The sequence below is a fragment of the Pseudomonas sp. GW821-FHT07G10 genome (assembly GCF_059418545.1).
Genome location: NZ_JBWKQB010000043.1, coordinates 1 through 14,706 on the forward strand (window position 1 = coordinate 1; position 14,706 = coordinate 14,706).

Annotated in this window: 11 protein-coding genes; 6 read left to right on the plus strand and 5 right to left on the minus strand. The window is 55.6% G+C overall.

Annotated elements, in window-relative coordinates; translation table 11 throughout:
• Positions 1-227: 227 nt before the first annotated feature.
• Both AC07O1_RS28645 and katG read right to left on the minus strand, forming a co-directional pair.
• On the minus strand, positions 228-1,136 hold the full coding sequence (locus tag AC07O1_RS28645; protein WP_495090980.1) for an alpha/beta fold hydrolase: 909 nt from the start codon (positions 1,134-1,136) through the stop codon (positions 228-230).
• A gap of 501 nt (positions 1,137-1,637) precedes the next feature.
• On the minus strand, positions 1,638-3,872 hold the full coding sequence (gene katG / locus AC07O1_RS28650; protein ID WP_495090981.1) for a catalase/peroxidase HPI: 2,235 nt from the start codon (positions 3,870-3,872) through the stop codon (positions 1,638-1,640).
• A gap of 382 nt (positions 3,873-4,254) precedes the next feature.
• Between katG and AC07O1_RS28655 the strand changes: the two genes are divergently transcribed.
• A complete protein-coding gene (locus AC07O1_RS28655) occupies positions 4,255-4,890 on the plus strand; it encodes a hypothetical protein (RefSeq protein ID WP_495090982.1) in 636 nt (211 codons plus the stop codon).
• Positions 4,891-5,160: 270 nt separating this feature from the next.
• On the opposite strand, the gene AC07O1_RS28660 is transcribed toward AC07O1_RS28655, so the two are convergent.
• From AC07O1_RS28660 to AC07O1_RS28670, 3 genes are all read right to left on the minus strand, one after another.
• Positions 5,161-6,303: an FAD-binding oxidoreductase gene (locus tag AC07O1_RS28660; protein ID WP_495090983.1), complete on the minus strand. Its 1,143-nt coding sequence runs from the start codon at positions 6,301-6,303 to the stop codon at positions 5,161-5,163.
• Between the two features lie 9 nt (positions 6,304-6,312).
• Positions 6,313-7,569 (minus strand): aromatic ring-hydroxylating oxygenase subunit alpha, encoded by a 1,257-nt coding sequence (locus AC07O1_RS28665; protein ID WP_495090984.1) that lies wholly within the window; start codon positions 7,567-7,569, stop codon positions 6,313-6,315.
• Between the two features lie 147 nt (positions 7,570-7,716).
• The gene (locus AC07O1_RS28670; RefSeq protein ID WP_495091008.1) at positions 7,717-8,655 is read right to left on the minus strand and encodes a LysR substrate-binding domain-containing protein; all 939 of its coding nucleotides are present in this window, start codon (positions 8,653-8,655) and stop codon (positions 7,717-7,719) included.
• A gap of 647 nt (positions 8,656-9,302) precedes the next feature.
• Between AC07O1_RS28670 and AC07O1_RS28675 the strand changes: the two genes are divergently transcribed.
• The 5 genes from AC07O1_RS28675 (at position 9,303) to AC07O1_RS28695 (ending at position 14,698) form a co-directional block, all read left to right on the plus strand.
• Positions 9,303-10,016, plus strand: coding sequence for a GntR family transcriptional regulator (locus tag AC07O1_RS28675; RefSeq protein ID WP_495090985.1), 714 nt, complete (start codon positions 9,303-9,305; stop codon positions 10,014-10,016).
• On the plus strand, positions 10,013-10,924 hold the full coding sequence (locus AC07O1_RS28680) for a dihydrodipicolinate synthase family protein (RefSeq protein ID WP_494995580.1): 912 nt from the start codon (positions 10,013-10,015) through the stop codon (positions 10,922-10,924). Before AC07O1_RS28675 ends, AC07O1_RS28680 begins: the two co-directional genes overlap by 4 nt.
• A complete protein-coding gene (locus AC07O1_RS28685) occupies positions 10,917-12,434 on the plus strand; it encodes an aldehyde dehydrogenase (RefSeq protein ID WP_495090986.1) in 1,518 nt (505 codons plus the stop codon). Before AC07O1_RS28680 ends, AC07O1_RS28685 begins: the two co-directional genes overlap by 8 nt.
• Entirely contained in the window at positions 12,431-13,777 is a 1,347-nt protein-coding gene (locus tag AC07O1_RS28690; protein WP_495090987.1) for an NAD(P)/FAD-dependent oxidoreductase, read from the plus strand. Before AC07O1_RS28685 ends, AC07O1_RS28690 begins: the two co-directional genes overlap by 4 nt.
• A gap of 72 nt (positions 13,778-13,849) precedes the next feature.
• Positions 13,850-14,698 carry a glycine betaine ABC transporter substrate-binding protein gene (locus AC07O1_RS28695; protein WP_495090988.1) on the plus strand — a complete coding sequence of 283 codons (849 nt, stop codon included), beginning with the start codon at positions 13,850-13,852 and terminating at the stop codon, positions 14,696-14,698.
• Positions 14,699-14,706 lie beyond the last annotated feature (8 nt).

Here is a 14,706-nt window from a genome sequence, read left to right on the forward strand (position 1 = left end):
GGGAACGATCAAGACCATGAACGTCGCCTAAGGCGAGTTCAGCGTCATCGAGCCCCATTCGGTGTTGAACCGGGTGGCGCTTTTTTGTGAGTCGGGAATGAACAAAGGCTTGTCTTTGATTCCTGAAAGCTTCGGTGACTTCCCCACGGCTTTGCCGAACCTGACGCTGTACCGGCGAGTCTCGCCGACGAAGCCTGTTCCCTGCATTTACAACCTGCGGCTGGGCGTCACTGCGCGATGAAGCCGCGAATCGATCGAATGGTCTGTGTTGGTGCCTCTTCCATCAGCCAATGTCCTGCCCCTGGAACCACCACTTCCGTGACCTTGTTGGCTGCGTTGCGCATCACGATCGCTTCATTGCCTGCGAAGGATTTTTCACCACCGATGGCCAGCACCGGCATAGTCAGCCGCGTTTTCATCGACACTTTGTTGTCCACCTCATCCTGACGAATGCTGCGGAACTGGGCGAAGGCTGCCCGCATGGCGCCGGGGCGGGCATAGAGAGTGGCGTAATGCCGACGGGTTTCTTCGTCCACCTTGGTGGGGTCGCCCGCGAACTCGTTCCAGAACCGGTCCAGGTAGATGCGCTCACGACCGGCGACCAAGCGTTCAGCATCCGGTCCGCCGAAGTCGAAGTGCCAAAGCGCCGGTGAGCGGACAATTTCGTTCCAGGGCGGAATGCCCGGTACGGGCGCATCCATCACGACCAGGCGATCGGTACGCTGCGGATAACGCGCGGCGTAGGCATAGGCGACCATGGTACCTATGTCGTGACCGATGACCACCGAGTGTTCGATATCCAGAGCTGCCAACACTGCACGGATGTCGCCCGCCTGGGTCTTTTTGTCGTAGCCGCTGTCCGGGATCGACGACAAGCCCATACCGCGAAGGTCCGGCACCACGACTGTGTGATCCCGGACCAGCTCGGCGGCCAGTGGCGCCCACATGTCGCCGGTGTCGCCGAAGCCATGCAGGAGCACCACGGCCGGCCCCTTGCCGCCGACGCGCACATGCAGTGTGACGCCATCTATAGGGATGTCCTGAGTACGAAATGAGACTGGAAATGGAGTCACCTGAGCATGTACCGGGATGCTTAGAGCAAGCAGCATAAAAGCGGGAAACAGGACGCGGAACATGACGGTGTCTCCAGAAGTGCGTGTGGGAGGTGCCCGGAGCCAATGGAGGGGTAGCTTGGCGGCGAGGGTTGACCCCGGAACGAGATGCACATAATCGACATGCCTCATCCACCAGCAAGCCGTTATGCCCAAAATGGCGAGCCGTCTGAAGCAAGCCAGGGGCCCGATCGGATGAGCTTAGACCGTTTGGCTGTGAATGACCGAAGTAGTCATTTGAGGATTTTGAGTTTTCTGGACGACCTGCTTCAAGGCCTCCTGCATGAGCCTGTAAAAGACGTTCAGGAATATCCTGAGCATCAAAGTCCAATGGCCGACCGGTCACCGAGCCCCGCGTCTTGCGGCGAGCAAAAAGCCCAACGCCTCCACACAGGGAGGCGTTGCGGGTTTTCAGGAGCACCGAATGGAATATGCCGCATCTACTCTTGGCAACCTCCCTGGAGTCCCCCAACCTGAGCGATCAGGTCGAGGTGACCCAGTTCAAGACCAGGTCCAACGTTCGCGTCACCTGAGGTCGAAGCGGTCAAGGTTCATCACCTTGGTCCAGGCAGCTACGAAGTCTTTCACGAACTTCTCCTGGGCGTCGCTGCATGCGTAGACCTCAGCCAACGCCCTCAATTGCGCATTCGAGCCAAAGGCGAGATCGACACGAGTGCCTGTCCATTTGAGGTCGCCGGTTTTACGATCGCGTCCTTCAAACTCTTCATTGGCGTCCGAGACCGGCTTCCATTCCACGCCCATGTCGAGCAGGTTGGTGAAGAAGTCGTTGGTCAACGCTTCAGGTCGCTTGGTGAAGACCCCGTGCCGGGTTTGTCCGACGTTGGTATTGAGCACGCGCAGGCCGCCAATGAGCACCGTCATTTCTGGCGCGGTGAGTGTCAGTAGTTGCGCCTTGTCGATCAGTAATGCCTCGGCCGGTACCCGGTAACGGGTCTTGAGGTAGTTACGGAAGCCATCGGCGATGGGTTCGAGAAACCCGAAAGACTCGACATCCGTCTGTTCCTGATTCGCGTCCATGCGTCCTGGCATGAAAGGCACCGTTATGGTGTGACCGGCATTCTTCGCCGCCTGTTCGACGCCAGCGCTACCGGCCAGCACGATCAGGTCCGCCAGCGAGATCTTCTTGCCGCCAGTCTGCGCGCTGTTGAACTCGCTCTGGATTTTCTCGAGGGTCGCCAGCACGTTCGCCAGTTGCTCAGGCTGGTTGGCCGGCCAGTCCTTCTGCGGGGCCAGGCGCAGGCGCCCTCCGTTGGCGCCACCGCGCTTGTCGGAGCCACGGAAGGTGGAAGCCGCCGCCCAGGCAGTTGATACAAGCTGCGAGACTGTCAGGCCACAGGACTGGAGCTTGCTCTTGAGTGAGGCGATGTCGCTGTCGTTGACCAGGGCATGGTCGAGCGCCGGGATGGGGTCTTGCCACAGGAGTTTTTCGTTGGGCATTTCCGGGCCGAGGTAGCGCGAGAGCGGTCCCATGTCGCGGTGGATCAGCTTGAACCAGGCGCGGGCGAACGCGTCGGCCAACTGATCGGGATTCGCAAGGAAACGCCGCGAAATCTTTTCATAGATCGGGTCGAATCGCAGGGACAGGTCCGTGGTCAGCATGGTTGGATTACGACGCTTGGACGGGTCGTGAGCATCCGGAATGATGCCCGCGCCGGCGCCGTTTTTCGCCGTCCACTGGTTTGCACCCGCCGGGCTCTTGGTCAGTTCCCACTCGAAGCCGAACAGGTTCTCCAGGTAATTGTTGCTCCACTTCGCGGGTGTCGTGGTCCAGGTCACTTCCAGGCCGCTGGAGATCGTGTCGCCACCTTTGCCCGTGCCGAAGCTGCTCTTCCAGCCCAGGCCCTGCTCTTCGAGGCCAGCGGCTTCGGGCACGGGCCCCACATTGGATACAGGGCCGGCGCCGTGGGTCTTGCCGAAGGCGTGGCCGCCTGCGATCAGTGCCACGGTTTCTTCGTCATTCATCGCCATGCGAGCGAACGTTTCGCGGATATCCACCGCAGCAGCGACCGGGTCCGGGTTGCCCTCCGGGCCTTCCGGGTTTACGTAGATCAGGCCCATTTGCACCGCGGCGAGCGGTTTCTCCAGGTTGCGCTCCTGGACGTTACGGCTCTCCTCTTTGCCGTAGCGCACATCGCCCCCCAGCCAGGTGCTTTCGGAGCCCCAGTAGACGTCCTCATCTGGTCCCCAGACGTCCGGACGGCCTCCGGAAAAACCAAAGGTCTTGAAGCCCATGGACTCCAGCGCGACGTTGCCGGTGAGGACGATCAGATCGGCCCAGGAGATGTTACGACCATACTTTTGCTTGATCGGCCAGAGCAGTCGACGCGCCTTGTCGAGGCTGACGTTATCCGGCCAACTGTTGAGCGGCGCGAAGCGTTGCTGACCGGAGCCGGCACCACCACGCCCGTCACCGGTGCGGTACGTGCCCGCGGCGTGCCAGGCCATGCGAATAAAGAGCGGCCCATAGTGACCGAAGTCCGCAGGCCACCAGTCTTGCGAATCGGTCATCAGCGCGTGCAGGTCTTTCTTGAGCGCCTCAAAGTCCAGTTTTTTGAACGCTTCGGCGTAGTTGAAGCCCGCGTCCATGGGGTCGGACAGGGACGAGTGCTGGTGCAGGATCTTCAGATTGAGTTGGTTCGGCCACCAGTCGCGGTTCGACGGGCCACCGCCCGCGGCGGCGTGATTGAACGGGCATTTCGATTCAGTTGCCATGTGTGAGCTACCTTTGGTCGTGTTCATCCGGCTATCCCGGCCCGGTGTGGGCGCGCAATAGCGACGAGCGAAATCAATGACATCGGCTGCAGGGCCAGCTGTTCGATCAATTGATCGTTGTGGTCACACGGGAAATCCGGATAGCAGCAATCGAGTTACCAGCACGGTGGCCCACGGCAAGCCTAGTACGCTTCTGACTTATTTGTATCTCTTATCAGGTCTCAACCGGCCAGTTTTCACCAGCGCTGCGTTAAGGGTAGACCCCTATAAAGCAGTCAGCTAATAGGTGGCGTATTCGGTCTTGATAGGCATAATCTTTTACTGGGCCTCTGGAGATGGAGCAGCGGGTATGAGTAGCTCTCGTAAGACCTTTTACGCGACGAACCCATGCACGGCGCAGGACCCGCCCATGAATCAGCGCTCGCGCCGCACGGCCATCCACGAAGCTGGCCACGTCCTGGCCTTTTGGTGGAATGATCAGCACATAGAGCGCGTCACTGTGCGCACCAGGACAGAAGCCTTCGCCGGCCCAATGATTGACCTGCGCGGCAACCCGCAAAACGTAGAGGGGTTGGTAGAGGCTGATTACTGTGTCCCGCACCCATCCTTCGACCCCCCCGGGATTGCTGAATACTTGCCCTCCATGGTCGAGTCTATTGAACGCGACCTTCTCCAATGCTTCGCCGGCCCAGTAGCCGAAGCAGTCTACAGGCACACCAGATCTGACAAATTCATCAGCGGCAGCGGCCGGGGTGACCGGTGCCGGGGTTACGAATTGATCAGTTTGCTGCCCGCACGAAAGCTACTCGATGCCGAATCCCAAGCAATCGCCCGGTCCAGCTGTCTGGTGCGTCGTTACTGGCCCGCGGTCACCGCTGTGGCGGATCTTCTACAAGAGCACGGCACGGTTAACGGGGAAGCTATAACAGCGCTGCTGTGGGAAGTCACCGGGGAGTCGCCTACGCGGCTCAGCAATGACCTGGCAACCCTCGACACGCGACGCAATAGGCGGTGGACTGCAGTCCACGCCAAGCGACCTTTGTAGCAAGGCCCGGCAATCATCTGACCGAACTGACGGTGACGGTCCATCAGCTCAATCCTGAAAAAAACAAAGAGCGCCTCCAAGCGCCCCATGCCATTGTCAGTCATCAAACGGTAAACTGAGATGCTGGCATGCCGTGAATACTGGCTTGTGTAAATGTAGGCGTATCAGCGCCTGACATTGAGAAGGGATCAAGGCCACGGTCGTCGAGTGGCTTTCTATAGTCGACGACCTATGGATTGCTGATGCCTTGAGGGTTGATTTGTGGGGGGCTTACAAATCGATGACAAGGTCTGACGTAGGTTTACTGCAGCAGAGCAAGCGCAGCCCCTTGTCGATTTCACGCTGGCGGATACCCCCGTTGTGGTTCATCTCCACCGTGCCTTGCAGCACGGCTGTTTTACATGTGCCGCAGACCCCTTGGCTGCAGGAGGAGGGGACGATAGCACCGGCTTTTTTTGCAGCCGCCAGTACCGTCTGGTTGCCTGGCATGCTGAAGGTTTTACCCGAGCGGGACAGCGTGACCGTAAAAAAGCCCTCCTGCCGATCGAGGACGGACGACTGTTCTATGAGCGGTTCTTCGTCCAGCACCGCGATATCGAAGCTTTCCTGGTGATAGTGCTGGAAATCAAAGCTTCCCTGTTTGAGTAGAGTTTTGACCGCATCCATGTAGCCTTGCGGCCCACAGGTGAACACTTCGCGCTCCTTGAAATCTGGTACCAGCTCGCTGAGCAGGGCCAAATCCAGGCGGCCGATCGGCCCGGCCCAATCCGTGTCGACGCCGCGCCCTTCGCAGATATTCAGGACGCGCAGGCCGGGCATGCTGGCCTGCATCCGACTCAGTTCGTCATGGAAAATAATGTCGATTGGCGTTCGCGCACTGTGCACGAAGACGATATCTAATCTGGCCGCCATGTCGAAACTCGCCCGTGTCATGGACATCAGAGGTGTCACTCCGGAACCCGCCGACAGGTAAAGCAGCTTGGTAGCTGGACGGCCGACCGGCGTGAAGCTGCCAGCAGGGCCGGAAGCAGGCAACATATCGCCTTCGCGCAAGTTATCGTGCAGCCAATTCGACACTGTCCCGCCGGGAACGCGTTTGACTGTGATCGAAAGCGCAAAGGGGCGAGTGGGAGATGATGACACCGTATAGCAGCGTGACACGCTTTGCCCCGCGATGATCGGCGATACAGTAATGAACTGCCCTGGCTCAAAACTTATTGCGCTGAAATCCGCACTACGAAAGATAAAGGTCTTTACATCGTGGGTTTCGTCGCGCACAGCGCAGCATTGCAGCGCCTTTTGTTCGCCGCTGTTCCACTGTGCGCCGCAGGCGCTCCAGGTGTCAGGATTTGTGAATACTCTCTGCGCGGATCCGGCGCCTGCGGTAACCGGCGTTTTTTCATAGGTGGTCATGGTCATTCCTCACACACCGTGTGCGGCAAGCCGCGCGGCGTACCAGCGAGAGAACTGATCAACATAGGATTCGGTGAACGCCGAGAATGGCCCAGGCGAGTAGCCAGGATCTTGCGTACCGCTATGAGTGATTGCGACAAGATTAGCGTCCTGCTGATTGGTCGCTTTCCATACTTCGGTCAGCTTATCGATGTTGTAATCCACGCCCTCAATGGCGTTTGCATTCACGAGCCACTTGGTACGCACCAAGGTCTTGTCAGGTGCGAGAGGGATGATGTATGAAATCACGGCGTGATCGCTCATCACATGCGTCCAGGAGTTATGAGTCCACAGGTGAACGTCGCCGAGGTCGCGGCGGGTCAGGTCACCGAACAGGCGCGTACAAGCCACCCGGGTGTCGAGCGTTTGAGACTCGCCATTGCCGGCGATGACCAGCCGCTGCGTGCGAAATTGGGTCACTGCGTCTACGTCCAGGTGTTCTACCGCGTCGCAGATAAACCCGTCGTTTTCCCAGTTCCGTTTTGCAGCAGCATTGCGTTCTTCATATTCATCCAGCGCCTGAAGCGATTCTTCGCTAAGACCATCGGCGCAGAAACCGAAATCTTCCGGCAGGAAAGATGCTGTTAATTCAGGGTGCGTCGCTGAACAGTGATAGCACTCGCGATTGTTTTCGATGACCAGTTTCCAATTACCGTCTTCAATGATTTGCGCCTCATAGGCAATCTTCGAATAGATGATGTTGTAGGGAGCTAGCCGAGGAACCATTGTTTCTTCCAGATAGGCGATATCTTCGGGAGGCTGATCCCCAAGGCAAACGAACACATGTGTGCCAACAACTTTTGTATGAACAGGCATCAGGCTTTTACACTTTGGATCGAAATCCTTGCCCATGTGAGCGGCGTGTTTCAGGCTGCCATCAAGATCATAAGTCCACTGATGGTAAGGGCAAACCAGCATACCGACAGTCGACTTGCCGGCCGGCTTCAGACGCGCTCCGCGATGACGGCATACGTTGCGAAATGCTTGCACCTGCTCGTCGTCGTCGCGTACGACGATAATCGAGGATTTGCCGATGTCTATGGTCGAAATATCCCCAGGCTCGGGAATATCAGCCGTGACGCCTACCAAAATCCAATGTTTGGTGAAAAAGATATCGACGTCGGTTTCGAAAATATCCTGGCGGCCAAACAACGCCCCATGCATGCCATGGCCTGGTGTGCGCGCGGTAACAAGCTCTTGTTGGGATTTCACGACGGTAGTGGTCATTATAGCCTCATGGGGTCGATCTAAATCATCAGCAGGTGACGGTGAGGCAAGTATCGAAATGCTTCAGGGTTGCGTCAATGCGCTTTATTCTCACCTTGGCATATCTAAAAGTTATGCGAAATTTCAGCCGGTTTTTTACCATTTACTTCAGTGCGCTAATACTGATTCATCTCGCAACCAATCGACCAAAACTTTAACTAATGGCGTTACTTCCCGACCATTCGGGACAATCAAGTAATAAGCATCTTTGGGTTTAACCACATAGGGGGTGATACGAACTAATTCACCACTGAGGAGCATAGGGCCAAGCAACCTGTTCCAGCCCAAGGCTACGCCATACCCCTGTAGCGCTGCCTGCACAGTGTCGTTGTAGCTGCTGCAGCGCAGGCTGTAATTCATCTTTGGGCGACTCTGCCCCAGCTCCTTGAACCAGCTATTCCAAGTCATCCAACCTTCGAGCGTTGTTTCCGAATCGATGAGATCCATATGCAGGAAGTCGTCGACTGACATGGGTGCGGGATGAGTGGTCAACCAGGTCGGCGAACACACTGGGAAAACTTCTTCGTCAAACAGGAAAATCGAAGTGCCGTCCTCCCATTTTCCATTCCCGAAGCGAATGGCGATATCTACATCCTGTCGGCTTACGTCAGGATTGAGTATGTGTGTAATCAAGCGCAGTTGCAGCTTGGGCTGTGACAGGCGCAATGAGGCCAGCCTGGGCAAGATTCGTAGTTGTGAAAACGCCGCAGTACAGGCAAGCACCAATTCCTGTTCGGGAATGCCCTCGGAAATCTTGTCAAAGACGCTCGCCATGCGTTGCATGGATTCGGAGACCACCGAATACAGCACGTACCCCTCGCTTGTTAATTTGATGGCACGGTGTAGACGATGGAATAACCTGGTACCCAAGGTTTCTTCCAGGTATTTGACCTGTTTGCTGACTGCGGCTTGGGTCACTCCCAGTTCCTGAGCCGCCAGTGTGAAACTGCTCAACCGCGCTACTGCCTCGAACTCCATCAACGCCGTCATGGAAGGGATCAGCCGGCGGTAACCCTTAACCTTTTTGCTGGTTTCTTCACTACCCATCATGGTTGATCCTGAAAGGAGAGCGGGCGCAGCAACCGCTTGCGTTCAAGCACCGAGCCGACATGGCGGTCATGCGAGGTGCAGGCGAACTCTACGTGACCAGCTCACGGGAGCTGCGCCAAGGGTGCAGTTGGCAGTGCCGATCTGCAGGATAGCCGCTTTGACGATACGCTGATGTATGCCGCTGCGGTTGTTCTGGAGCGACACGCCATTGCCTGTTCGCTCAGCACCGAGAAGCGCTGGAACCGCCTCCTTTGAATCGCCTTCTGACAAGGGGTCTTCAGTCCGCATTCACTAAAGCCCCTCCACTGCCTCAAAGGCATGTCGCAAACGCTTCCTGGAGCGTCGTACCGGGCCAACCGCTCCTATACAAAGGTGCGCTTGGTAATAAGCTTTATTGCGGAATGATCCAGGAAAAAACATTCCAAAAACGACCATATTCTTTCCTGTAACCGACCACATCGTTTTTTTAATAATTAAGTAACTTAATGAATTTAAAGAAAATTTCTCAAAAAAATCGTGTGTTTTTCATGTGTTTTTTATGTATACATAAAAAATACAATCTATTGACCATCCCCAAAACCCATGCGAGTCTCGACTCATCAGTCAGCCGCACCTGACAGCGAAACTACCTCTGGAGGTCGTTTGTGAAAAACGGCAAAACTTGTCTCTACGAAGACCTGAAACGTCAAATTTTGACGATGGAACTGGATCCTGACGAAGCGCTGGATGAAGTCATTCTCAGCGAGCGCTATGGCTTGTCCCGAACGCCCGTCCGAGAAGTCTTCCGACGCTTGGCCGGTGAAGGTTATGTCGATATTCGAGAAAACCGGGGCGCTCGGGTTATTCCAATGAATCACTCGACACTGCGAAATTTCTTCCTGGTTGCACCGATGATGTACGCAGCCATTGGCCGTCTGGCGGTTCAAAACTTCAAGCCACGCCAACTGATCGATTTGAAAGATACGCAGCACCGGTTCCGCATTGCCACCACCTCAAGGGATGCGCTGGCAATGGTCGTCGAGAACAATCGTTTTCACGCGATCATGGGCGAAATGGCCGGCAACCAATATCTCCAACCCAGTTTGGAAAGATTGCTCATTGATCACTCCCGGATCGGTAATACATTTTTCCGACCTCAAAATGAGGATATGGAGGAGCGTCTTGAACTTTCTGCGGGGCACCATGATTTTTTTATCGAGGCTATTGAACGTCGCGATGAACAAGCAGTAGTTGATCTCGTGTTTGAACATTGGGAACTTTCCCGAGAAAACATGGAGATTTTTATCGCGCCCCAAGGCATCAAGGCGGACGCGCTCGTTGACCTTCCACGTAACTCATATTCGGAGAAATCATCTTGAAATTTGAAGGCATCTATACACCAGCGGTGACTCCTTATAAGCCTGATGGGGAGATCGACTGGAGCGTGTACTCCGAAGTATTGGAGTCGCTGATTGAGGCGAAGGTACACGGCATTATTATCGGCGGGTCGACCGGCGAGTATTATGCGCAGACGGCAGAAGAACGTACTGAGCTTGCCGCTTATGCAAAAGATGTGATCGGCACTCGGGTGCAACTGATCATTAGCACCGGGGCCATTCGCACTGAAGATGCGGTGCAGTATGCGAAGGATGCCAAAGCGATCAAAGCGGACGCCATTCTCGTCACCAGTCCACCGTACGCGCTCCCTACCTCCGAGGAAAACGCGATACATGCATTGACCATTGATCGTGCTGCCGATCTGCCGATCATGCTTTACAACTACCCGGGTCGCATGTGCGTTTCGATGGACGAGGATTACTTCACCCGTGTGAGCAAATCGAAAAACGTAATTGCCATCAAGGAAAGTTCCGGCGACATGGGGCAAGTGCATCTCCTCGCGCGTAAGTTTCCCAACATCGCACTGTCATGCGGCTGGGACGATCAAGCCCTGGAGTTTTTTGCATGGGGTGCCAGAAGTTGGGTGTGTGCAGGCTCCAACTTTTTGCCGAAAGAGCACGTGGCGCTTTACGAAGCCTGCGTCATTGAAAAGGACTTCGACAAAGGCCGTCAGATCATGTCGGCGATGATGCCTCTGATGAATGCTTTGGACGGCGGCAAGTTCGTGCAGTCGATCAAGTTTGGTTGCGAGCTGACTGGACTGAAAGTAGGGGACGTGCGGTTGCCGCTTCAGCCGCTTGATTCAGAAGAGAAGAAAAGCCTTGAAGCGATCATCAGCGATGTGAAGCGCGACGTTGCCAACATCACTTCGGGAGCCAGCCATGGGTGATCTTCTGAGCAAGGCCGAATACGCCGCCATCGCTAAAGGTATTTCGTTTCCTTCTAACGCGTTCATCAATGGCGCGTTCAAGCCCGCGATCTCTGGCAAAACGTTCGCCACGACCAATCCGGCGACGGGTGAGTTTCTGGCAGATGTTGCCGCATGCGCGTCTGAAGATGTCGATTATGCAGTTAGTAACGCTAAAGAAGCCTTTGAGGATGGACGCTGGAGATCGATTTCTCCCAGGGAGCGAAAAGCCGTTCTCCTGAAGTTCGCGAATCTGCTTGAAAGCAATCAACACGAACTGGCAGTCCTGGAAAGCCTCGATAGCGGCAAGCCCGTCAGTGAGTGTCAGTTGGTCGATGTGCCGGACACCATTCACACGCTGCGCTGGCACGCGGAGTTGATCGACAAGATTTATGACAACACCGCCCCTGTGGGCAGTGACGCACTGACCATGGTTGTTCGCGAGCCAATAGGTGTGGTGGGCTGCGTGCTGCCCTGGAACTTTCCTCTACTAATGCTGGCCTGGAAAATCGGCCCGGCGCTCGCAGCGGGATGCTCGGTGATCGTCAAACCCGCCGAGCAAACCTCGCTGACGACGTTGCGCGTTGCGCAGCTCGCGTTTGAAGCCGGTGTCCCCGCAGGTGTGCTCAACATCATTACGGGTACAGGCAAGGATGTCGGGGAGCCGATTGGCTTGCATCACGATGTCGACATGGTGAGCTTCACTGGCTCCACCGCGACCGGTCGCCGGTTTCTGCATTACGCAGCCGATTCGAATCTGAAACGTATTGTTCTCGAATGCGGAGGGAAAAATCCTGCCGTGGTGATGGACGATGCGGAAGATCTGGATCGCGTTGCCGAGCATGTCGTAAACGGCGCGTTCTGGAACATGGGCGAAAATTGCTCTGCAACCTCGCGCCTGATAGTCCACACATCCGTGAAAGATGAGCTGCTACAGCGCATGGGCGCCTACATCCGCGAATGGAAAATGGGCGATCCACTCGATCCGCAAAACCGCGTAGGGGCGCTGGTCAGCCCTGAGCATTTCGCGAAAGTGAAGTCGTACCTTGAGCATGCCACCGCTGGAAAGCTCGAAGTTGTGTACGGCGGCGCGACCAAAGACGGTGCCTTCGTAGAGCCGACCGTGATTGACGGCGTAGGTCGGGACAACCGGCTGTTCCAGGAAGAGGTTTTCGGCCCGGTTCTTTCGGTCACCACATTCAGCTCGATCTGCGAAGCGATTGCCCTGGCCAATGACACGGTATACGGCCTTGCCGCCTCTGTTTATACCGGCAGTCTGCGACGGGCGATCAAGTTGTCGCGGGAAATTCGCGCCGGCATCGTCACCGTGAACTGCTTTGGCGAGGGCGATGCTTCCACGCCTTTCGGCGGCTACAAGGAGTCAGGGTTCGGCGGTCGAGACAAATCGATTTTTGCTCACGATCAGTACACCGAAATCAAAACCATCTGGATCGATGTTTCTGGTCGGTCGGATGAAGAGACTGAAAAATGAGCACCCAGACCATCAAGCGCCTACCGGTAGACACCGGGGTTTCAGGTTGGGAGGCGATTTCCACGCGCACTGCTCCTGTGCGCATGCTTGATGGGAGCGTGTCGGTAGATTGGCTGATTATCGGAGCAGGGTTTGCAGGTCTCTCCGCCGCTCGCAGGCTGGCCCAGCTGCATCCCGGCGATAGCATCGCGGTCGTTGATGCCCATGAAGTCGCGAAGGGCCCGGCAGGAAGAAACTCAGGCTTCATGATCGACGTGCCCCACAGTCTTTCATCTGGGGAGTATTCGGTTGCCGGTGAGTCTGCAACGTCGTTGGAAATCGCCCAGAACCGCTTTGCTATCGCTTTTGCAGCGCAAGCCGCACGCGAGTACGGCATGTCTGCCGAGACCTTTGATCCGTCCGGAAAGATCAACGCGGCTGCAACAGGGCGGGGGATGAAGCTCAATGACAACTATGCGAAATCGCTAAAAGGCATTGGCGAGCAATACGAGTTGCTGGACGCTGCGCAGATGCAAGAGATCACCGGCTCCCGTTATTACCATGGTGGGCTTTATACGCCCGGTGCGGTGATGATTCAGCCCGCTCAATATATTAGGGATTTTGCATTTGGGCTTGATAAGAACGTCAGCCTTTATGAACGCTCTCCGATTATTGAACTGTCCCGCTCGGGAAATAGCTGGAAGGCGAAGTCTCATCGTGGTGTGGTTAATGCGCCCAAGGTGATTCTTGGAGTCAATGGCCATATCGAAGACTTCGGCCATTTTCAAGGTCGACTGCTGCACGTGTTTACCTACGCTTCGATGACGGCTGCTTATAGTCATCATGAGTTTGGAAGGCCGGTGACAGGTAAGGATCGATGGGCCTTGTTACCCGCGGATCCGATGGGAGCGACCGTTCGCAAGATTACTTCAAATGGCCTTTCGCGCATCGTTATCCGTACAAAGTTCACGTATGACCCAAGTACTCAAGTGACACTCAAACGTGTTGCCGGGATTGCCGAAGAGCAACGGCATTCGCTGGACGCGCGCTTTCCCGAGCTGAAGTCGACTCCGTTGGAATTTAGCTGGGCTGGACGCCTCTGCTTGAGCCGTAACAGCGCTCCAGCCTTTGGCGAGATAGAAGAAAACCTCTATTCGGCTTGCTGCGAAAATGGGCTGGGAACTGTCAAGAGTACCCTGGCGGGCGTGATGGCCGCTGAGTTGGCCTCCGGCACCAATTCAAAGTTTTTAGAAAGTTTCAGTCAAGCGCCTGGGCCAAGCAGGCTTCCACCCAGGATATTAACGAAGCTGGGTGTCAACTCGGTTATTCGTTGGCAGGCGCTGAGAGCAGGGCGAGAGGGCTGAAGTGTTTCACACAACCGGCTTTTATTTCATAAAGGCCTAATCTCTGGTTTTAACCGTAGTTCGGAGTACGCCATGAAAAAGATTTGGAAGGCAATCTGCGCTGTCGCTGTGGCTGGTGTAATGAGTTTGCCAGTTCACGCGGAAGAAAAGAACATCACCATGGGTACGATGACTTGGGAGGATTTGACGCCCATCACCGGTATTACCAAGAAGGTGCTTGAAGACGCTGGCTACACAGTGAAAGTTGTAGATTTTTCCGAGTGGGGCATCGCATACGCTGCGTTAACCAAGGGTGATGTTCAGGTGTTGGCGTCCCAAACGGACTATGCGGCGAACGATTACTGGAACAAAAACAAGAACAAGATCGAGAAACTATCTCCTGTTTCCTTTGGCCTTTACCAAGGTCTTGCAGTGCCGAGCTATGTCAACATCGATTCCATTGATCAGTTGAATGCTAACTCGGAAAAACTGGGCGGCAAAATTATCGGTATCGAGCCAGGGTCTGGCTTGATGAGCGACGCTAACAACGTAGTTAAAGCGTATGACCTCAAGCTTAAGCTGGTCGAGGGCAGTACCACCGCGATGACTGCAGCGTTGAAATCAGCCGTCGACCGTAAAGAGCCGGTAGTCGTAACCGTCTGGGAACCCTCCTGGATGACCAAGAAGTTCGATCTTAAATTCCTGAAAGATCCAAAAGCCATATTCCCGCCACAGCAGGGCTACTACTGGATCGGCCACAAAGGTTTTGCTGAAGGCAATCCACGTGCTCGCGAGCTGATGGCGAGCGTATACGTGCCGATCACAGACATCACGGCGATGAATGCTGAAGTCAAGGATGGCAAAACAATGGAGCAGGCTATCAAGGGCTGGACGGACAGCCACGCCGAACTGCTCAAGCGTTGGGAAAATATCAAGAACTAATCAATTTT